Origin of the sequence: Pseudomonas sp. IT-P171, from assembly GCF_949767765.1 — a bacterium.
In the GTDB taxonomy this organism is placed as follows: domain Bacteria; phylum Pseudomonadota; class Gammaproteobacteria; order Pseudomonadales; family Pseudomonadaceae; genus Aquipseudomonas; species Aquipseudomonas fluorescens_B.
The window spans coordinates 100,531-121,043 of record NZ_CATKQN010000003.1; the positions used below are offsets into that span (position 1 = coordinate 100,531).

The window sequence follows — 20,513 nt, forward strand, 5'->3', positions numbered from 1 at the left end:
TGCGGCGATCAGCACCTGTACCCGCAATGTCCCACTCGGCCATGCCGGATTTTGTGGTGAGTGAGCTGGCGCCTTCGCGGGCAAACCCACTCCCACAGGGATTTCGTGTAGCAGAGGCCCGTTGTTGGCCCCGGGGTTTCGGGGCCTTTGGGTGCGCGGGTCAGAGCAGGTGCTGGGAGATCAGTTTCGAGATTTCCACCATCGACGTCCGGCCGGTGAATTCGAATTTCACTTTGCCCAGTGACGAGAAGTAGATCTCCAGTTCCGAATCCAGGTCGAAGGTGCCGGAGGTTTCTACCGAGTAGGCGACGATGTTTTTGTAGGGCAGTGAGGTGAAGTCTTTTTTGCTGCCGGTGAGGCCCTGGACGTTGACAGCGATGATGCGTTTGTTGGTGAAGACGACGCCGTCGCGCATGGATTTGTACGAGTCGATGACGTGCTCGCCGTCCAGCAGCAGTGCGCTGACGCGTTCTGCGTATTCTTCGTTTTGCTTGAGTTTGAAGAAGCCTTTGTTGTTGAAGTCGATCATCTGTCCATCCTCCGTTCGAAGAAAAATCCCTGCGGGTTACTTCAGCACCTTTACGACTCGAATGTTGATGGGAAATCCATCCTGTCCGGGCAGTTTTTTCCATCCCACGTACTGAAAGATCTCTTCCTCATCAATGTACTCGCCCCACTCCGCGGCTTTGCCGCCCAGCACGGCGACGTTCCTGTTAATGGCGCATCTGCCATCCGAAGGACCGACGGTGTAGATCACATAAGGTTCGACGTATTTCGCGGCGCGGAAATGGCGGCCGCAACCAGAATCGACGCGGATCATCAAGGTCTTCAGATTCGCTTCACCATCCAGCTCGGCGTGCTGGTCGAGTTCCCCGATTTCGCCGACGTCGCTGAAGCCCAGAGAGCGAGCGCGCTCGTAATCCGAAGATTTCAGGTGTTGGGTCTGGGCTTGCTGGAGCTGCTGATCTACCTCCTCGCCGGTTTCAATACGGCCCTTGATCGCGAGCTCCTTCGCTTGGGGAAAGACGCTCTCACAGCTGGCGTAATCGGGGGAGCCGAGGTTTGCCTGGGGGAGGTTCTCGCGATGTACAGTAAACGTCCGCAGGTAACTCTCGATAGTGGGCAAAGCATCCTTGGGCGTCTGGCGCCCGCTCTGCACCTCGGTCACTGCCCGCTGTAATTGCTGGCAATCGGCGAGGTAGGCCTTCCTGGCGTACTCCGGGGATTCATCCCATTCGGCGGCGAGCACCGGGGTCGTCACGACGGCGACAGCGATTGCGCAGAACAGGCGCGAGGTTCGAGCGACAGTGGGCATGTGTAGTCCGTTACATAGATGAAATAAGTGGCGCAACGCTACTGTTTTGCCGTCTTGCCGTCCACTGGCAGCGAAGGAGACAGGCCTTGTTTCCTGGGCTTTTCGCGAGCTCGCTCCTGCAGGGGTTGTGATTCTGATCCGTGTTTTGCGTGAACTGATCTGGCGCTATCGCCAGCAGGCTGGCTCCCACAGGGGATTTTGTGTGGTGGTTGGGGTTTGGGATTGGCCTTGAGGTATTGGGCTCGGGTGAATGGCTTTCGGTTTACGGCGAGACAGATCAACGCATCTGCGCCCTGAATTGGCCACGGATCTGATGCTGTTTCTTATCTGTAATGCTTGCTATACATCATCCATCGACAGGCCCTCCGGGCATTAGGCCGGTGAGTGAACGCCCCACGCCGCACTCATCTAGACTTAAGGGATAGTCGTAGGCAGAACCGAACACGTCGCTTTGGTGCAGTTCAATCAAAAGCGCCGTGGCAAGCTGCCCTTTATGCCCAGTAGAGGTGCGGCGAAGACCGTGCCGGGCACAACAAGATGCCCGCCAAGGGTGCCCTGGCCAACGGCCTGAAATTGCCACGATTCCGTGACGTGGTGTGAGTGCCGCAGCCGACACTTTCGGACGACCGACAACCATCTGGTTTGTCCGTGACCGTGAGGATTGCTGAATGCCTGATGAGAGTTTGCACCTGCCTTTGGTCAACAGTCTGCTGGAGCGCCATAAGGGCTCTGCGGGTGCACTGTTGCCCATCCTTCATGATATTCAGGAACGCATCGGCTACATCCCCGATGCGGCCGTCCCCGAGATTGCTCACGCCCTCAATCAGAGTCAGGCCGAGGTTCGCGGGGTGATCAGCTTTTACCATGACTTCCGTACCGCGCCGCCGGCCAAGCATATCCTGCGGCTGTGCCGGGCTGAGTCCTGCAAAAGCCGTGGTGCCGAAGCGCTTGCCGCGCAGTTGCGCGAACGGCTGCAACTGGATGACCACGGCAGCAGCGCCGACGGCAGCATCAGTTTGCGGCCGGTGTATTGCCTCGGCGCCTGTGCCTGCTCGCCCGCTCTGGAACTCGATGGCCGGGTGCATGCGCGGCTCAGCGCTGAGCGTCTCGATGCCTTGCTCGACGCTTGCCGGGAGGACGCATGATGCCGACTCTTTATCTGCCCACTGATTCCCTTGCCCGTGCCGTGGGTGCCGATGAGGTGGCGGTGGCCCTGATCACTCAGGCCCGGGAACGCAATGTGCCGCTGGAGTTGCAGCGCACCAGTTCGCGCGGCTTGTATTGGCTGGAGCCGCTGCTGGAAGTGGACAGCCCGCAAGGCCGGATCGGCTTTGGTCCGCTGACGGCGGCCGATGTGCCGTCGGTGCTCGAGGCGCTGCAAGGTGAACCGTCATCACATCCACTGGCTTTGGGGCTGGTGGAAGAATTGCCTTATCTCAAGTCTCAACAACGCCTGCTGTTCGCCCGCGCCGGTATTACCCGGCCGCTGTCGCTGGACGATTATCGGGCCCATGGCGGTTTCGAGGGTTTAACCAGGGCCGTCGCCATTGGTGGCGAGCAGACTGCCACGGCGGTGTTCGATTCGGGCCTGCGTGGCCGTGGCGGCGCGGCGTTCCCGGCCGGAATCAAATGGCGCACGGTGCGCGCCACCGAGGCGGCGCAGAAGTACATCGTGTGCAACGCCGACGAAGGCGATTCCGGCACTTTTGCCGACCGCATGCTGATGGAAGGCGACCCCTTCCTGCTGATCGAAGGCATGGCCATCGCCGGCATCACGGTCGGCGCCACCTACGGTTACATTTATGTGCGATCGGAATATCCGGATGCCATCGCTACGTTGCGTCAGGCGCTGAGCCTTGCCCGGTCCGCCGGTTACCTGGGCGCCAATGTCGGCGGCAGCGGGCAGGCATTCGATATGGAAGTGCGGGTCGGTGCCGGCGCTTATATCTGCGGTGAGGAAACCGCGCTGCTGGACTCAATTGAAGGCAAGCGCGGGATCGTCCGCGCCAAGCCGCCGATCCCTGCGTTGAAGGGGCTGTTTGGTCTGCCGACGCTGGTGCACAACGTGCTGACCCTGGCCTCGGTGCCGTTGATTCTGGCCAAGGGTGCGCAGTTCTATCGTGATTACGGCATGGGCCGTTCGCTGGGGACCATGCCTTTCCAGCTGGCGGGCAATGTTCGTCACGGCGGTCTGGTGGAACGGGCCTTTGGCCTGACCTTGCGGGAGCTGGTGGAAGACTACGGCGGTGGCACGGCGAGTGGCCGGCCGTTGAAGGCTGCGCAGGTCGGCGGCCCGCTCGGTGCCTGGGTGCCGCCGTCGCAATTCGACACACCGCTGGATTACGAAGCCTTCGCCGCCATGGGCGCGATGCTCGGTCACGGTGGTGTGGTGGTGGCGGACGACACGCTGGACATGGCCCACATGGCGCGCTTCGCCATGGAGTTCTGCGCCGAGGAATCCTGTGGCAAATGCACGCCGTGCCGCATCGGCTCGACCCGGGGCGTTGAGGTGATCGACCGCCTGCTGGCCGCGCCAGATCAGGCCGGTCGTGATCAGCAGGTGATCATCCTCAAGGACCTGTGCGACACCCTGCAATACGGTTCGCTCTGCGCATTGGGCGGCATGGTGTCCTTTCCGGTCGCCAGCGCCCTCAAGTACTTCCCCGCCGACTTCGGTCTGCAAGCCTCGGAGGCCGAGCAATGATTACTCTCTTCGACCCGAAAACCGATATCGATCTGGGCACCCCGGCCCGCGAAAGCGACGTGCAGGTCACCCTGAACATCGACGGCCGCAGCATCAGCGTGCCGGAAGGCACCTCGGTGATGCGCGCCGCGGCGCTGCTGGGCACCACCATCCCGAAACTGTGCGCCACCGACAGCCTGGAAGCCTTCGGCTCCTGCCGCATGTGCCTGGTGGAAATCGACGGGATGCGCGGCTATCCGGCGTCCTGCACCACGCCGGTCACTGAAGGCATGACCGTGCACACGCAGACGCCGAAACTCGCGACCCTGCGGCGCAACGTCATGGAGCTGTACATCTCCGATCACCCGCTGGACTGCCTGACCTGCTCGGCCAACGGCAACTGCGAACTGCAAACCGTGGCCGGCCAGGTTGGCCTGCGGGAAGTGCGTTACGGCTATGAAGGTGACAACCATCTGGACGACAAGAAAGACACGTCCAACCCCTACTTCGACTACGACCCGAGCAAGTGCATCGTCTGCAACCGCTGCGTGCGTGCCTGCGAAGAAACCCAGGGCACCTTTGCGCTGACCATTACCGGGCGCGGCTTTGAGTCCCGCGTGGCCGCCGCGGGGGGTGACAACTTCCTCGACTCGGAATGCGTGTCCTGCGGCGCCTGTGTGCAGGCCTGCCCGACTGCGACGCTGATGGAAAAAAGCGTGGTCGAGCTGGGTCAACCGGAACGCAGTGTGATCACGACTTGCGCCTATTGCGGCGTGGGCTGCTCGTTCCGCGCCGAGATGAAAGGCGACCAGCTGGTGCGCATGGTTCCGGACAAGAATGGCCAGGCCAACCATGGCCACTCGTGCGTCAAAGGGCGCTTTGCCTGGGGCTACGCCACTCACCCGGATCGCATCACCAAACCGATGATCCGCCAGCACATCAACGACCCGTGGCAGGAAGTCAGCTGGGACGAAGCAGTGACCTACGCCGCCAGCGAATTCCGCCGGTTGCAGCAAAAATATGGCCGCGATTCCATTGGTGGTATTACCTCCAGCCGTTGCACCAACGAAGAAACCTATCTGGTGCAAAAACTGGTGCGCGCCGCGTTCGGCAACAACAACGTCGATACCTGTGCGCGGGTTTGCCACTCGCCGACCGGTTATGGCTTGAAACAAACCTTGGGCGAGTCTGCCGGCACCCAGAGTTTCGACTCGGTGATGCAGGCCGACGTGATCCTGGTGATGGGCGCCAACCCGAGTGATGCTCACCCGGTGTTCGCCTCGCAGCTCAAACGCCGGTTGCGTGAAGGTGCGCGGCTGATCGTCATCGACCCACGCCGCATTGATCTGGTGGACTCGGTGCATGCCCGCGCCGAACTGCACCTGGCCCTGCGTCCGGGCACCAACGTTGCCATGCTCAACGCACTGGCCCATGTGATCGTCACCGAAGGTTTGCTCAATCAGGCCTTTATCGACGCTCGTTGCGAGGGCAGTGATTTCGCCCGCTGGAGCGAGCTGGTCAGCCGGCCGGAAAACTCGCCGGAAGTGCTTGGCGCCATCTGCGGCGTGGAACCTGCCGACATCCGTGCCGCCGCCCGCCTGTATGCCACCGGCGGCAATGCGGCGATCTATTACGGCCTCGGCGTCACGGAGCACAGTCAGGGCAGCACCGCGGTCATGGGCATCGCCAACCTGGCCATGGCCACCGGTAACATCGGCCGCGAAGGCGTGGGCGTGAACCCGCTGCGGGGGCAGAACAACGTTCAGGGCTCCTGCGACATGGGCTCGTTCCCCCACGAGCTGCCCGGTTACCGGCATATTTCCAACGAGGTGGTTCGGGCGCAGTTCGAACAGGCGTGGAACGTCACGCTGCAACCTGATCCGGGCCTGCGCATTCCCAACATGTTCGAGTCGGCGCTGGCCGGCAGCTTCAAGGGTCTGTATTGCCAGGGCGAAGACATCGCCCAGAGCGATCCGAATACCCAGCACGTCACCGCGGCGCTGTCAGCCATGGAGTGCGTGGTGGTGCAGGACATTTTCCTCAACGAAACCGCCAGGTTCGCCCATGTGTTCCTGCCGGGCGCTTCGTTCCTGGAAAAAGACGGCACGTTTACCAACGCCGAGCGGCGCATCTCCCGGGTGCGCAAGGTCATGGAACCGCTGGGCGGCAAGGCCGACTGGGAAGGCACCGTCGCGCTGGCCCAGGCCTTGGGCTACCCGATGAACTACAAGCACCCGTCGGAAATCATGGATGAGATCGCCAGCCTGACGCCGACTTTCACCAACGTCAGCTACGCCGAACTGGATCGCCACGGCAGCCTGCAATGGCCGTGCAACGCCGCGGCACCGGACGGCACGCCGACCATGCACATCGATGAGTTCGTGCGCGGCAAGGGGCGCTTCATGCTCACCGGCTATGTGCCGACCGAGGAGAAGGTCAACAATCGCTATCCGCTGCTGCTGACCACCGGCCGCATTCTCAGCCAGTACAACGTCGGCGCGCAGACCCGGCGTACCGAAAACGTGGCCTGGCACGATGAAGACCGCCTGGAAATCCACCCGACCGACGCCGAGAGCCGTGGCATCAACGAAGGTGACTGGGTCGGCATCGGCAGCCGCGCCGGCCAGACCGTACTGCGTGCGCGGGTCACCGAACGGGTCGCGCCGGGCGTGGTGTACACCACGTTCCACTTCCCTGAATCGGGGGCCAACGTCATCACCACCGATAACTCCGACTGGGCCACCAACTGTCCGGAGTACAAGGTCACCGCCGTGGAAGTCAGCCGCGTCTACCACCCTTCCGAGTGGCAAAAACGCTATCAGGCCTTCAGCGACGAACAGGACCGTTTGCTCAGGGAACGCCGTCAGGCCCGTGGCGCTAAAGCGGAGGTGCGCCGATGAGTACTGAAAACCTGATCAAGATGGTCAACCAGATCGCCCAGTATTTCGCCACCGAACCGGACCAGAAAGCGGCGGTGCTCGGTGTGCGTAATCATCTGCAGATGTACTGGACGCCCGGCATGCGCAAGGAGTTGCTGGCCTGGCAGACCGAGCATCACGGGGCGGACTTGCACCCGTTGGCGCAAGAGGCGGTCAGCGGGGCCGGTTGGGAGGCGTAGGTTTCTTCATCTGCTGGCTGAAAACCTGTAGGAGCGAGCCCGCTCGCTCCTACAGGGGATTGTGTAGTGTTCCGCCTTATTTATCTCCATCGGTCACCCGCACCGCGATCTCAATCGAGCGCACGCTGATCGCCGCAAAGATCGCCGTGAGCAGCACGCCGTTGAACCCGAGCAATATTGCCAATATCCGCGAAAGCGGCAACTTCGGCACGAGCTCGCCATAGCCGATGGTCAAGCCGGTCACGAAGCCGAAATAGATGCCGTCAAAAGGATCCCAACCTTCCAGATAGCTGATGATCAGGCCGCACATGACGATGACGATCAGCATGGTGGAAAGGATGGGCCAGACAACTCGAAGGTAGTAGCCGACAGCTTTGTAGAACTCTCGACGGATGTTCGACGTATTGGCAGGCTTCATGTCGTGTGTTTCCTGAGGGCGGCAGGCGGATTGACACTCTTCAGCTTGGCACAAGTATTGGGAATCGATGGTCGGACCAACGGAAAGTGGCACGCGCGGAACAGGGATTAAGCTGGAATGACCCCGCACCGGAGAACATCCATGCTCAAGCACCTGATCCTGCCACTCCTGTTCGCCGTGTTCGTGGCCCTCAGCGGTTCGTCCTGCCATGACACAAGCCAGGACGGCCAGGTGAGACCGCCCGCCAACGGTGACAGTGGCAGGATTGTCCCCTCCCAACAACGCATGCCCTCAACGATGCCGCGTCCCAGGATGTAATGGTTACTCGATCTGAATCGGCCCTTTGGTCCCGGCATCGCTGTCGGTCCAATAGTCTTCATTCTGCAACCGCCGATCACCCTGAATCGTGAAGGTGACTTTGCCCTGGCGAAACTGCAGCGTGCCATCGGTGCGTTGGGCATTTACCCGTTTGCCATTAACCCAGACTTGCTCCTTGGCATCGATGCGAATCGTGGCAACGGTCGCGCCGGCATCGCTCTTCGCGACCCATTGCCCGGCGTAAGGCGTTTGTGTATTGGCGCTGTCCGTCGCGGGGTTGGTGAACCCGGCCTTTGCATTTTCCGCTTTGCTCTTGTGGATATCGCAGCCCTGAAGTTCGCTCACTTGGGTGCAACCGGATTGCTCGAGTTGTTTGCGGTATTTGTCATTGATCGCGTGGGCGGGGAATTGCACCAGCATCAACAGGGCCAGTGTTGGCAGGATGATTTTGTTCATCAGTTCTCTCCTTCGATCAGCGCCTTTGCGCGCCCCTGGATAATTCACTGTAGTCCGAACCCGGTACTCGGTTATACCGGCAAAATCACCCGTACTTCCAGCCCGCCCTTTGACCGATTGCGCAGTTTCAATTCTCCGCCATGCTCCAACACAATCGCCCGCGACGCCGATAATCCCAATCCCACGCCGCCAGTGCTTTTGTTGCGCGAGCCTTCCATGCGGAAGAACGGCGCAAACACTTGCTCAAGGCTGGCCTCCGGAATGCCCGGCCCACGATCCAGTACCTTGATCCGCACTTCTCCGGCATCAGGCATCAGTTCAATCGCCGGCTCGCGTCCATACTTGATCGCGTTATCCAGCAGGTTGGTCATCACCCGCTTGAGTCCCAACGGCCGCCCGAAATACACCAGGCGCAACGGCCCGCTGAAGGCAATCTCGACCCCCTGATCCCGGTAATCATCCAGCAAGGTTTGGAGCAGTTCCGCCAGATCAAACTGGGTCGCCGGTTCAAGCCGTGCGTCATCGCGAAAAAAATCCAGCGCCGAATTGATCATCGCCTGCATTTCATCGACGTCACGAAACAGCCGCTGTTGTTGCTGCGCGTCTTCGATGAATTCACCGCGCAAACGCATCCGCGTCAGCGGTGCGCGCAGATCGTGGGAGATGGCGGCGAGCATTTGCGTGCGGTCGCGGATGAAGTGTTGCAGCTGAGCCTGCATGGCGTTGAACGCGAGGATCGCCTGGCGGATTTCCTGGGGGCCCAAGGGTTCGATGGGCGGGGCGCGGAAGTCCGAACCGAAGCGTCGGGCGCCTTCGGCGAAGCGTTGCAAGGGTGTGGCGAGACGGCGGGTGGCGATCAGCGCGACCAGCGCGGTAGAGATCAGCACCAGCACAATGACGATCAGGTAGCGCGGCGTTTCGTCGAGGCCCCAACTGCGCGAGGGTGCGGAGAACATCAGCCAGGTCGAGTCGGCCAGTTCGATCAACAGCGCGTAATGCGCGTCTTCGGTGTGTTCGGTCCAGTCGGCGGGCTCATAGGCCTCGATGCGCCGGTCAGGGGCTTTGAGCATCGGCTGGAGGATCTGCGCGCCGATGTCGGACTTCGCATCTTCCGCTTCCGGCAGATTGAGATCGCGCCGGTCGGGATGCCAACTGACGGTGAAGCCGCTTTCGCTGGCGGCCTGTGCCAACGGGTTGCGCAATGGCGCTGGTGCGGCCTCGATGACGCGGGTGATGGCGGCGGCTTTTTCCAGCAGACCGATTTCGGTCAGGGGCGGTCGTGCCCAGACGCCGGCCAATTGGATAAACAGCCCGTTGAGCGCCAGCGAAATGAGCATCGCCAGGATGATGGTCAGGGCAATCCAGCGCGCCACCGTGTCGCGGCGAATCCGCTTCAGCCAGCTCATCGCCGAGTCACGCTGGGAGTGAACAGGTAACCGCCATTGCGCACGGTGCGAATCATCGCCGGGCGCTTGGTGTCGGACTCGAGTTTGCGTCGCAGGCGGCTGACTTGCACATCGATGCTGCGATCGAACGCGTCGTGGCAATGCCCCCGTGCCAGGTCCAGCAGTTGTTCACGGGTGAGGATGCGTTGCGGGTGTTCGACGAAGACCAGCAGCAAATCGAACTCGCCGGCCGAGAGCGGAATCATCACGTTGTCCGGCGAGCGCAGTTCACGGCGGGTGACGTCGAGGTGCCAGTCGGCAAAGTCGATCAAGGGTCGCGGGCGTTCCTGTGTCAGTGGGCGGCGGTCGTCCACGCGGCGCAGCACGGCACGGACCCGGGCTAACAACTCACGGGCGTCGAAGGGTTTGGTCAGGTAATCGTCGGCGCCCAGCTCGAGGCCAACCACCCGATCACTGAGTTCGCCCATGGCGGTGAGCATGATCACCGGTATCGCGTGGCGGATGCGCAATTGCTGGCACAGGATCAGCCCGCTGTCGCCGGGCAACATCACGTCGAGGATGATCAAGTCTGGCGCCTGGCGCTCGATGGCCGCCCACAGCGATGCGCCGTCGGTGGCGACCTCGACACGGTAGCCGTGCTGGACGAAGAATTTTTTCAGCAAATCGAGGACTTCGAGGTCGTCATCGACAATTAGCAGGCTGTTCACCGAAGGTCACTTAAGAGCGAATGGAACCGCCATCTAAAACCATTCACGGCAGCGCGTCATATATTTCAATCCTGCAATAAAACGACAGCGGCGCAATAAAGCGGACATCTTTGCGCAAGGCCCGGGGCCCAGCATCACCGCGAATTCCTCCCGAGACTCGCGTCCATGTTGCCTTTCAAATGTGCTCCCTGGCTGGCCCGCAACACCTCGATTGTCGTGCTGGCCGCCGGGTTGGCCGGTTGCAGCAGCCAACCGTCGTCCACCGCCCAGGTGAGCTGCGCCGACATTGCCTATTCGGTGAACGACCCGGCGGAACCGTTCAATCGCGGGGTCTTTGCGTTTAACCGGGTTGTTGATAACTACGCCCTCGCACCGGTCGCTCGCGGCTATCGCTACTTGCCGGACTTTTTCCAGACGGGTGTGCATAACTTCGTGGAGAACTTCGGTGAGCCCAAGGTGTTCATCAATGACGTGCTGCAAGGCAACCCGAGACGCTCGGTCAATACCCTGGGGCGTTTCGTGCTCAACACAACGGTGGGCGTAGTGGGCTTGATCGACGTTTCCGGCATGGTTGGCATCCCGCGCCACGACGCAGACTTCGGGCAGACTTTCGGTGTGTGGGGCATCGGTAACGGCCCGATCGTCGAGTTGCCGTTGTTCGGCACGTCCAACAGCCGCGATGCGGCCGGGCGCGTGCTCGGTTTCGTCGTCGATCCGTTTGGCAGCCATAGCGACACCGTCGACACGTTGTCCACGATCAACACGGTCGGCGGCATCGTCGATGGTCGAGCCGAAGCCTTGCCGCTGACCGACAGCCTGCAAAAACTGCCGGACTACTACAGCGCGTTGCGCAACGTGGTGGCCGAGCATCGGGCGGCTTACGTGGCCGATGGCAAACAAGGCTCGCCCGACAACACCAAGCCTCAATGCACAGGAGCACCGGCCGATGGTTTCTGAACACCTGATTCTTCAACAAAGGATGACCCGTGACGCCGAGGCGAATCTGCGCTGTCGGGAAATCACCCTGCGCCTGTCGGCAGATTGCCGCCAACTGGTGCTCACTCGTTACACCGAACACTACGGCCCGGCCGTGGTGCGCTGGATCGAGCGTAGCCATACGGTGTCCGTGAGCGAGGTGTTTCGCTGGTTGGTCGCCAACGGCGAGGCGGATGTCAGTCAGCAGCTATCACTGCCTCCAGCACCCGCGCCACACACTGCACCGCCGCGTCTTCATCGCGTCGTTTATGCCAGGCCAGATGCAACGCAAACCCCTCCACCTCAATCGGCGGCTCCGCGGTGTGCAGCGCCTTGGCCATCGGCATCGACAGGCACTGACTGGGCAGCATCGCAATCAGGTCCGAGCCCAGCAGCAGATCCGGAACCATGACAAAGCTCGGCACGACAATACCGATTCGCCGCGACCGTCCTCGGCCCTTCAACTGTTCATCGAGCGGGCCCCAGGTGGCGCCCCGCCCGGACACCAGCACGTGTGGATAACTCAGCCAGCGGTCGAGATCGAAGTCCGCGATTGCCGGATGCCCGGTGCGCATCGCCACCACGAAATGTTCGTGCAACAGCAAGCGTCGGGTGAAGTCCGGCCCGAGGGGCGGGAACACCGACATGGCCAGATCGCTTTGGCCGCGACTCAAACTTTCCTGAGCCGCCTCACCGCCCTGCCAGGGTTGGATTACCAGGTCGATGCCCGGTGCCAGTTCCGCCAGTCGTTGGTGCAATCGCTGGGCGATGACGATCGCCGGGAAGTCGGCCATGACGATGCGTACGGTCTGGCGCAGGGTGCTCAGATCGGCACTGGCGGCGCCGACCAAGGTGCTGACCGAGCCCAGGATCTGTTTCAACGGGCCGCGCAAGGCCTGCGCTTTTGGCGTCAGTTGCATGCCGCCCGGTACGCGCTCAAGCAAGCGATCCTGGAACAGGTGCCGGCAACGCTCCAATGCATTGGACGCCGCCGGTTGCGACAAGCCCACACGCTCGGCGGCGCGGGAGACGTGCGCTTCGTCGAGCAACGCATCGAGCACGGTCAACAGGTTGAGGTCCACTGAACGTAGATTCATTGAATCAATACCTAATTAGACAAACCATCCATTGGAGCAATGTACAGCAGGCTGGCACGCTGTGGCTCCCTTCACTTGAACCGGAGAAGCCATGAACGACACCACTTTGATTTTGAGTTTTCACCCTGACTTGAGCGAATCCCGAGCCAACCGCTCGATGCTGGAGGCGGTGAAGGATCTGCCGGGGATCAGCGTCGTCGATCTGTATGGGGTCTACCCCAGCGACCAAGTGGATACGGCGCTGGAAACGCAACGTTTGTTATCGGCGAAACGGCTGGTACTGCAATTTCCCGTGCAGTGGTACTCGACACCGGCGCTGCTTAAAACCTGGCAGGACAGTGTGCTGACGCGGATGTATTACATCGCTTATGAAACCGAGGGTCGCCGGCTGGAGGGGATGCCGATCATGATCGCGGCCACTGCTGGTAATACGCCTGAGGCTTACAGCGAAAATGGGGCGAATGGCTTTGCCCTTGAGCAGTTGTTGCAGCCTTTGCGCGCGACGGCGCACCGCTGCCAGTGGGCCTGGAGCGAACCGTTTCTGGTTTATCGGGCGAATAAATTGTCGGGGGCGGAGCTGGATGTGATCGCCAGTCAGTATCGTCGGTGGATTGAGCGATTTCAGTGTGTTGATGTTTCGTAAAACACTGACGTTCATCCGAGGATGTTACTCGACAGGATGGTTTCCTGGCCATGCAGCAGATGCTTATCGAATTTCAAGTACGGCAAGACATTCATCTTGCCGCTCTATCACTGACGAAAGCCGGGTCACCGCAAAGGCAATCACTCAGTAGCTAATTCAATTATTCCCACTCTCTAGTTTTATCATTCCACGCCCGTCCTCCGTCTTCGCCTTTGGTATCAGGAGTAAATTTCACACCATTTTTTTCATAATTATCACTTAGATTTTTTAGTTCACAAAAATCCGCCTGCACCTTCTTCGCGTATGAGTCCAATTGCCGCTCCTTAAAGTCGTTGTAGAGATTAGACCCATTGGGTGATTCAGCTTTATGACTATTAATATCTGTCAAGCCATCTGCCATCTTGGTAAGCAACGGCTTTGACTGCTCAGCGAGCATGGTTTTCTGCATATTTGACAGTCTCGGATCGTTAAAACTCACGACCATTTTGGAAACGCCTTGACTTACCTCAATCAGCCTATCAACCAACTTGTTTATATCGCCCGCGCGAGCATCTTTGCGATCGGTGCTTATTGAACATGAAGAAGCCGCATTATTCGAAACCTTCACTACTAGCCTTCCTGAAAACAACTGAATGCACAAAGCCTTACTCACCAACCGAGAAAGACAAACCATCACCAAACAAGTGACTAACTTAAACCCTATAACGCCAGATAGCAGTTATCTGTCAGTTTTCGCTCTTTTTTTAAAATATTGCTTCACCCTGCAATTCTGTCGGGATCAGACCCTGCCCCCACAAACAAAGATGTATAGCGTTATCATCACCCCCCTACGCGCCAAGAGCCTTGACCCCGGATGTCCGAACCGCAGCCATTGCCTGACCATCAAACCCCATTGCCACCCGTCCTCGTCGGCCCAATGCTGCGGCGCCTGGAGCCGTCGCGCCTGGTGCTTTGGCTGGTAGGAACCCGAGCGCTGTCGCTGACGTTACGTCTGCAAGGTGTGGGCGACATTCGCCTCGACGCCGGGCAATGCACGATCATCCCGGTCGGTACTCGCGCCTTCATTCATTTGATCGATGTGCCACTGGACGCCCCCCTGCCCTGCGACACGCTGATCGAGTACGACCTGCTGATAGATGACGCTGCAACGGGCATCACCGAGTGGGCGCCGCATCTGTTGTATGGCGAAGCACGTTGCCCGAATTTTGTTTTGCGTTCCCGGATCGATCAGTTGCTGCATGGCTCCTGTCGCAAACCTCACCATCCCGCCGCCGACGGTTTGCTTTGCGTTGATCGCTTGCTGGAGTCGGAGCACGAAGCCACAGAACGCCCGGCACTGCTGATGATGAGCGGCGATCAGGTATACGCCGACGATGTCGCCGGGCCGATGTTGCGGGCCATTCATGCCTTGATCGCGCGCTTGGGACTGTTTGGCGAATACCTGGAAGGCGCGGTGGTCAGCGACAGCGCCAGGCTCTATGAGCATGCGGCCAGTTATTACCACCGTGCGGATTTGTTACCGGCGCTGCAGAGCAACGAAACCCTGCGTGAGCGATTTTTCGGCGGTGCGCGCAAGCCGATTTTCACCAGCAGCAGTGCCGACAATCATCTGGTGACGTTCGCTGAAGTCATGGCGATGTACCTGCTGGTGTGGTCGCCGACACCCTGGACGCTGATCGCACCGAAACCGCCGAAACTGATTCCCGAACGACGCGAGCGTTATGCGCTGGAGCAGACGCGCATCGATGGTTTCAAGGCTGGCCTGGGCGGTGTTGCACGGGCCTTCGCGCATCTGCCGTGCCTGATGATTTTCGATGACCACGATATTACCGATGACTGGAACCTTTCCGCGCAGTGGGAAGAAACGGCCTACGGCCATCCGTTCTCCAAGCGCATCATCGGCAACGCGCTGATCGCTTACATGTTGTGCCAGGGCTGGGGCAACAATCCGGATGCGTTCGGTGCGTTGCTGGAGAAGACGGACGGTTTCAGCGCGACCGGGGAGGATGGCTATCTCGACAGTCCCGTGCAGGACGCCTTGATCGATGAGTTGCTGAAGTTTCAGCACTGGCACTACGTGTTGCCGACCACGCCTGCGATGGTGGTGCTCGACACCCGCACCCGACGCTGGCGCAGTGAGATGACGCTCAAGCAGCCCTCAGGCCTGCTGGACTGGGAAGCCCTTAGCGAGCTGCAACAGGAATTGCTCGATCACCCTTCGGCGATCATCGTTTCACCCGCACCGGTGTTCGGTGTGAAGCTGATCGAAACCGTGCAACGGGTGTTCAGCTGGTTCGGTTATCCGTTGCTGGTGGACGCCGAAAACTGGATGGCCCATCGCGGCGCGGCGCAGGTGATCCTGAACATTTTCCGACACTCGCGCACACCGGGTAACTATGTGGTGCTGTCGGGTGATGTGCATTATTCCTTCGTCTATGAAGTACTGATCCGACACCGCAAGGCTGGGCCGAGGATCTGGCAGATCACCAGCAGCGGCATCAAGAACGAATTCCCACCGGCGCTGCTGGAATGGTTCGATCGGCTCAATCGCTGGCTGTATTCGCCGCGCTCGCCGCTGAACTGGCTGACCAAGCGCCGGCGGATGCGCATCGTGCCGCACGTTCCGGAGCATGCCGAGGCGGGTGAACGGTTGTGGAATTCGGCGGGGATCGGGCAGGTGTTCTTTAATGAAAAAGGACAGCCACAGGAGATTTTCCAGCACAACTCGGATGGGTCGCCGAAGACGCGGATGGTGGCGCCTGAGGTTGAGGATTGACGGTCATCGCTCCCGCCCCACGTTAACGCAGGCCACCGGATATGAATCTCGCTCGGACACTGATCATCGGCAACTCCGGCTCGGGCAAAAGCTGGCTGGCCGAGCGGTTGGCTGGACATCTGCAATCACCGTGGATCGATCTCGATTCGATCCACTGGTTGTCCGACGAACACAGCATCGCCCGCCCACGCGCCGAAGCATTGGGCATGGCGCGGATCGCGGCAGACGAAAAACGCTGGGTGATCGAAGGTGTTTACGGCTGGATCGTCAGCGAAATTATCCACCGCGCTACAGCGTTGATCTGGTTGTGTGTTGATGATGAACAGTGCGTTGCCAATATTCGCCAGCGAGAACACAGACCGGAGGAGGATGAGTTGTTGATGGCGCTGCTGGCGTGGGCCGGCAGTTATCGCTCCCACGAAGACTCCAGTGGTTTTCTGGCGCATCAGCGGCTGTACGAAGCTTTCGCGGGTTCAAAAATCAAACTGATGAATGGGAATGAGATCGCGGCATTCGTGAAAAGCCTGAAGCAGCCAAAGGATGGCGTTTGAATCGGACGTGCAGATATCATTATTGAGTAAAAACGGAGGCTGCACTCACCGCCCGACAAACCCCTCTGACAATCATCTCCACTTCCCGCTCATCAATCGTCAGCGGCGGCAGCAAGCGGATGGTCTTGCCCCGAGTCACGTTGATCAACAAACCGTGATCCCGCGCGGCGATCAGGGTCAGATCGCGAATCGGTTGCTTGAGTTCGATGCCGATCATCAGGCCCTGGCCACGAATGGCCAGCACGTTCGGGTCATCGGCCAGCTCTGTGCGCAATCTGTCGAGCAAGCGTTTGCCCTGCACTTTGGCGTTTTCCAGCAAGCCCTGTTCTTCGATGATGTCCAGCACGGTGCAACCCACGCGACAGGCCAGCGGATTGCCGCCGAAGGTGCTGCCGTGGCTGCCGGGGGTGAAGAGGTTGGCGGCTTTGCCTCGAGCCAGGCAGGCGCCGATGGGGACGCCATTACCCAAGCCCTTGGCCAAGGTCATGACGTCCGGAACGATGCCTTCGTGCTGGAACGCAAACCACTGGCCGGTGCGACCGATGCCGGTCTGGATTTCGTCGAGCATCAGCAGCCATCCGCGCCGGTTGCACAGTTCACGCACGGCCTTGAGGTAACCCGGCGGGGCCAGTTGTACACCGCTCTCACCCTGAATCGGTTCCATCAGGATCGCCACGATGCGCGGGCCATGGGCCTGCTGCACCTTGTCCAGTGCCTTGAGATCGCCAAACGGAACTTTGACGAAATCTCCCGGCAGTTCATTGAAACCCAGGCGTACCGCAGGGCCATCGCTGGCGGACAATGTACCGAGCGTGCGGCCATGAAAGGCATTTTCCATGACCACCACCAAGGGCTGCTCGATGCCTTTGTGCCAGCCATGCAGCCGCGCCAGTTTCAGCGCGGTCTCGTTGGCTTCGGCACCGGAGTTGTTGAAGAACGCCCGCTCCATGTCCGCCAGCCGGGTCAGTTTCTGCGCCAGACGCTGCTGCCAGTCGATGCTGTAGAGGTTGGAGGTGTGCAACAACAGCCCCGCCTGTTCGCTAATGGCGGAGACAATTCTGGGGTGGGAGTGGCCGACATTGGTCACCGCCACGCCCGCCACCGCGTCCAGGTATTCACGACCGGCCTGATCCCACAGGCGTGTGCCCAGGCCTTTGGTGAAACTCAAGGCCAGTGGTTGGTAAGTGCTCATCAGGCAAGCGGCGGTCATGACATCAAGCTCCATCAATAGTCGGTGTTTTTGCAGTATGGTTAGCCACCTGAGCTGGATAAACGCTGCAACACTTCAATCATTTTAAAGTCGGGCTTGATAATGGACCTGTTCCAGGCAATGACCGTTTACGTCCGAGTGGTGGAATCCGGCAGCATGACCGCCGCCGCTTTTCACTGCGAAATGTCGACCACCATGGTCGGCAATCACCTGCGGGCACTGGAGCAACGCCTGGGCGTGCGCTTGCTCAACCGTACGACGCGGCGCCAGCGGCTGACGGAATTCGGCACCGCGTACTATCAGCGCTGCCTCGAAGTACTGGGGCTGGTGGCCGATTCCGAACGCCTGGCCGAGCAAGCCCTGGACGAGCCGAGCGGCACCCTGCGCCTCACCGCACCGCTGACGTTCGGCACCGAAAAACTCGCGCCCGCGTTAAGCGAGTTCGCCCTGCTTTGTCCGCGCGTCAAACTGGACGTGGTCCTCACCAATCGGCGCCCGGACTTGCTGGAAAACGGTTTCGACGTGGCGTTTCGGCTGGGCAACATGGAAACGACCAACCTGATCGCCCGCCCACTCGAGGATTACACGCTGACCATGTGCGCCTCACCGAGCTACCTGGCGCGCCGGGGCAACCCGGAAAAACCGGATGACCTGCGACACCACGATTGCCTGTCCTTTGCCTACCCGGCCGGCGATGACTGGCACTCGGTGGAAAAGGAATGGCGCCTGACCGGGGCCGAAGGCGAGGTGACTGTGGCGGTCAGTGGCCCCATGCTGATCAACAGCTCCGCAGGCTTGCATCAGGCGGCACGCACCGGCATGGGCATCGTGTTGTTGCCCGACGCCTTGGTGGAGCAAGACCTCAGGGACGGGAAACTGGTGGCCGTGATGCCGGATTACCTGCCGCCGAACCGGCCGATGAGCCTGATGTATGCTCAGGATCGCTACCGTTTGCCGAAATTGCGCAGTTTCGTCGACTTTGCCATGCGGATGTGGGGCAAGCACTAGCGGGCTGAAGGCGCCATCGACTAATCTCCTCGACTGACGGGTCACTTTGGTCAGGGAGAGCAATGATGGGTGGGGACTCGGATATCGAAGCGTTGAAGTTCAATCTGTCTGATTTGAACGAAAACATGCTTCATACCATTATGGAACTGGTCAGTGACGGCATCTGGGACTGGAACGCCAATACCGGTTTCGTTTACCGCAACCCCGGCTGGTACGAAATGCTTGGCTACGCACCTCACTCCCTCGACAACACGGTGTTGACCTGGGAAAACGTGATGCACCCCGACGATTACCCGCGGGTCATGGCCCTGTTTGACGACTACCTGAGCCAACGGGCTCCCGGTTATCAAGCCGAGTATCGCTGCCGCACACAGGACGGGCGCTATATCTGGATCGAAGATCGTGGCCACGTACTTGCACGTAATGCCGACGGTTCGGTCGCGCGCATGGTCGGTGCGCACCGCAGCATTGAGGACAAGAAACTCCTGCTCGAAGCGCTTGAACGAAGGAATAAATCCCTCGAAGCCATCGTCGAAGAACGCACTCGAGAGTTATCCCGGGTCAACCAGCAGCTACAGATCCAACTCGAAGAAAACCGCAAACTGGCGGAAACCGACGCGCTGACCTTAACCGCCAATCGATATCGCCTGAGTAAAACCCTTCCCCAGGCATGTAACCGCGCCCAACGCTTTCGACAGCCGCTGTCGCTGATTGCGATGGACATCGACGACTTCAAGAACATCAACGATCACTACGGTCATGCGTTGGGTGATGCCGCATTGGTGCAGGTGGTCGAGAGTGTGAAGCGCTGTGTCCGCGACGGCGATTTGCTGGCGCGCTGGGGTGGCGATGAATTCATCATGGTCCTGCCCAACACCCCGCTGGCCGAGGCCAGAACCCTTGCCGAAACCATCCGCCAAAGCCTCGCCGACTTGCCGCCCGTGGGAGACTTTCAACTGACCCTCAGTTTTGGTGTGGTTCAGCGCTTCGATGAAGAACAGCAGACCGGACTGCTGGCCAGGGCAGATCAATCGTTGTATCGGTCAAAGGTGGCGGGCAAGAATGTGATTACGGGGTGAGCGTTGTGCTCGCCCCTCCTCTCACATCCCCGACTTCACCAGCACCGGTTTTTCCTGATACCGCTCCGGGTACAACTGTTTCAACTGCGCCACTTTCGGCAGGTCGTTGATCACGATGTACGGGTAGGTTGGATGCTCGGTCAGAAAGTCCTGATGTTCCTCCTCCGCCGGATAGAAACCGTTATAGGTTTCCAGTTTGGTCACTATGGGTTTGTTGAAGGATTTGGCGGCATCGAGCTGGGCAATGTAAGCCTGGGCGACACGCTGCTGTTCGCTGTTTTCCGGAAAAATCGCCGATCGGTACTGAGTACCGCGGTCAGGCCCCTGACGATTGAGTTCGGTCGGGTTGTGCGCGACGGAAAAGTAGATCTGCAACAGGGAGCCGTAGCTGACTTGAGTGGGGTCGAAGGTGACCTCGACAGATTCTGCGTGCCCGGTATCACCGTCGCTGACGCGTTCGTATCGAGCGGTGTTGGCGGCACCGCCGGCATAGCCTGAGACCGCCTTCTTCACGCCTTTGACATGCTGAAACACCCCTTGCACACCCCAGAAGCAACCGCCGGCGAAGACCGCCGTTTCGCTGTGGGCCTGACTGGTTTCGTCGAGGGCCGGAGGGGGAATGATGACCGCTTCTTCGGCTGCACCGAAAGAGAATGCCGAACATTGACCGATGATGCCTGCGGCAGCCAGCCCCAACAGGGTGCGGCGCCAGGTGAACAGGGTTTTCATGAGGCTGTTTCCTGAGTAAATGAA

General features: G+C 60.0%; 20 protein-coding genes. 10 read left to right on the top strand and 10 right to left on the bottom strand.

The annotated features are described in order from the left end of the window. Positions 1-160 precede the first annotated feature (160 nt). Both ACM6I5_RS02715 and ACM6I5_RS02720 read right to left on the bottom strand, forming a co-directional pair. Positions 161-529: a PH domain-containing protein gene (locus ACM6I5_RS02715; RefSeq protein ID WP_017340333.1), complete on the bottom strand. Its 369-nt coding sequence runs from the start codon at positions 527-529 to the stop codon at positions 161-163. Positions 530-565: 36 nt separating this feature from the next. Beyond that, complete coding sequence (locus ACM6I5_RS02720; RefSeq protein ID WP_414883133.1) at positions 566-1,315, bottom strand: hypothetical protein; 750 nt, start codon at positions 1,313-1,315, stop codon at positions 566-568. A 668-nt stretch (positions 1,316-1,983) separates the two neighbouring features. Between ACM6I5_RS02720 and ACM6I5_RS02725 the strand changes: the two genes are divergently transcribed. From ACM6I5_RS02725 to ACM6I5_RS02740, 4 genes are read left to right on the top strand one after another with little or no spacing between them, the layout of a single operon-like run. After that, the gene (locus ACM6I5_RS02725) at positions 1,984-2,460 is read left to right on the top strand and encodes a formate dehydrogenase subunit gamma (protein WP_414879438.1); all 477 of its coding nucleotides are present in this window, start codon (positions 1,984-1,986) and stop codon (positions 2,458-2,460) included. After that, positions 2,457-4,019: a formate dehydrogenase beta subunit gene (locus tag ACM6I5_RS02730; protein ID WP_414883134.1), complete on the top strand. Its 1,563-nt coding sequence runs from the start codon at positions 2,457-2,459 to the stop codon at positions 4,017-4,019. The genes ACM6I5_RS02725 and ACM6I5_RS02730 overlap by 4 nt, the downstream gene beginning before the upstream one ends. After that, a complete protein-coding gene (gene fdhF, locus ACM6I5_RS02735) occupies positions 4,016-6,898 on the top strand; it encodes a formate dehydrogenase subunit alpha (RefSeq protein ID WP_414879437.1) in 2,883 nt (960 codons plus the stop codon). The genes ACM6I5_RS02730 and fdhF overlap by 4 nt, the downstream gene beginning before the upstream one ends. After that, positions 6,895-7,116 (top strand): formate dehydrogenase subunit delta, encoded by a 222-nt coding sequence (locus tag ACM6I5_RS02740; protein WP_150639231.1) that lies wholly within the window; start codon positions 6,895-6,897, stop codon positions 7,114-7,116. Before fdhF ends, ACM6I5_RS02740 begins: the two co-directional genes overlap by 4 nt. Positions 7,117-7,192: 76 nt before the next feature. On the opposite strand, the gene ACM6I5_RS02745 is transcribed toward ACM6I5_RS02740, so the two are convergent. The 4 genes from ACM6I5_RS02745 to ACM6I5_RS02760 form a co-directional block, all read right to left on the bottom strand. Beyond that, positions 7,193-7,534 (bottom strand): potassium channel family protein, encoded by a 342-nt coding sequence (locus ACM6I5_RS02745; protein WP_017340339.1) that lies wholly within the window; start codon positions 7,532-7,534, stop codon positions 7,193-7,195. A 321-nt stretch (positions 7,535-7,855) separates the two neighbouring features. Next, positions 7,856-8,308, bottom strand: a complete 453-nt coding sequence (locus ACM6I5_RS02750; RefSeq protein ID WP_414879435.1) for a hypothetical protein — start codon at positions 8,306-8,308, stop codon at positions 7,856-7,858. Positions 8,309-8,379: 71 nt separating this feature from the next. Beyond that, the gene (locus tag ACM6I5_RS02755) at positions 8,380-9,714 is read right to left on the bottom strand and encodes an ATP-binding protein (RefSeq protein ID WP_414883135.1); all 1,335 of its coding nucleotides are present in this window, start codon (positions 9,712-9,714) and stop codon (positions 8,380-8,382) included. Continuing rightward, positions 9,711-10,421: a response regulator gene (locus ACM6I5_RS02760; protein ID WP_414879433.1), complete on the bottom strand. Its 711-nt coding sequence runs from the start codon at positions 10,419-10,421 to the stop codon at positions 9,711-9,713. The genes ACM6I5_RS02755 and ACM6I5_RS02760 overlap by 4 nt, the downstream gene beginning before the upstream one ends. A gap of 165 nt (positions 10,422-10,586) precedes the next feature. Here ACM6I5_RS02760 and ACM6I5_RS02765 point away from each other — a divergent pair, with 165 nt between their 5' ends. Beyond that, complete coding sequence (locus ACM6I5_RS02765) at positions 10,587-11,378, top strand: VacJ family lipoprotein (RefSeq protein WP_414883136.1); 792 nt, start codon at positions 10,587-10,589, stop codon at positions 11,376-11,378. A gap of 215 nt (positions 11,379-11,593) precedes the next feature. Here ACM6I5_RS02765 and ACM6I5_RS02770 read toward each other — a convergent pair whose 3' ends face one another. Then, the gene (locus ACM6I5_RS02770; RefSeq protein WP_017340343.1) at positions 11,594-12,493 is read right to left on the bottom strand and encodes a LysR family transcriptional regulator; all 900 of its coding nucleotides are present in this window, start codon (positions 12,491-12,493) and stop codon (positions 11,594-11,596) included. A 91-nt stretch (positions 12,494-12,584) separates the two neighbouring features. Here ACM6I5_RS02770 and ACM6I5_RS02775 point away from each other — a divergent pair, with 91 nt between their 5' ends. Next, a complete protein-coding gene (locus ACM6I5_RS02775) occupies positions 12,585-13,136 on the top strand; it encodes an NAD(P)H-dependent oxidoreductase (RefSeq protein WP_414883137.1) in 552 nt (183 codons plus the stop codon). Positions 13,137-13,296: 160 nt separating this feature from the next. Here ACM6I5_RS02775 and ACM6I5_RS02780 read toward each other — a convergent pair whose 3' ends face one another. Further along, the gene (locus tag ACM6I5_RS02780) at positions 13,297-13,743 is read right to left on the bottom strand and encodes a hypothetical protein (RefSeq protein WP_414883138.1); all 447 of its coding nucleotides are present in this window, start codon (positions 13,741-13,743) and stop codon (positions 13,297-13,299) included. A gap of 246 nt (positions 13,744-13,989) precedes the next feature. On the opposite strand from ACM6I5_RS02780, the gene ACM6I5_RS02785 reads away from it, so the two are divergent. After that, complete coding sequence (locus ACM6I5_RS02785; RefSeq protein WP_414883139.1) at positions 13,990-15,912, top strand: alkaline phosphatase D family protein; 1,923 nt, start codon at positions 13,990-13,992, stop codon at positions 15,910-15,912. Positions 15,913-15,953: 41 nt separating this feature from the next. Continuing rightward, on the top strand, positions 15,954-16,463 hold the full coding sequence (locus tag ACM6I5_RS02790) for an adenylate kinase (protein ID WP_414883140.1): 510 nt from the start codon (positions 15,954-15,956) through the stop codon (positions 16,461-16,463). Positions 16,464-16,482: 19 nt separating this feature from the next. On the opposite strand, the gene ACM6I5_RS02795 is transcribed toward ACM6I5_RS02790, so the two are convergent. Further along, the gene (locus ACM6I5_RS02795; protein ID WP_414883141.1) at positions 16,483-17,673 is read right to left on the bottom strand and encodes an aspartate aminotransferase family protein; all 1,191 of its coding nucleotides are present in this window, start codon (positions 17,671-17,673) and stop codon (positions 16,483-16,485) included. Positions 17,674-17,775: 102 nt separating this feature from the next. Between ACM6I5_RS02795 and ACM6I5_RS02800 the strand changes: the two genes are divergently transcribed. Continuing rightward, positions 17,776-18,681, top strand: coding sequence for a LysR family transcriptional regulator (locus ACM6I5_RS02800; RefSeq protein WP_414883142.1), 906 nt, complete (start codon positions 17,776-17,778; stop codon positions 18,679-18,681). A 65-nt stretch (positions 18,682-18,746) separates the two neighbouring features. Further along, positions 18,747-19,760, top strand: a complete 1,014-nt coding sequence (locus tag ACM6I5_RS02805) for a diguanylate cyclase domain-containing protein (protein ID WP_414883143.1) — start codon at positions 18,747-18,749, stop codon at positions 19,758-19,760. Between the two features lie 21 nt (positions 19,761-19,781). On the opposite strand, the gene msrA is transcribed toward ACM6I5_RS02805, so the two are convergent. Beyond that, positions 19,782-20,489: a peptide-methionine (S)-S-oxide reductase MsrA gene (msrA, locus tag ACM6I5_RS02810; RefSeq protein WP_414883144.1), complete on the bottom strand. Its 708-nt coding sequence runs from the start codon at positions 20,487-20,489 to the stop codon at positions 19,782-19,784. Between the last annotated feature and the right edge of the window lie 24 nt (positions 20,490-20,513).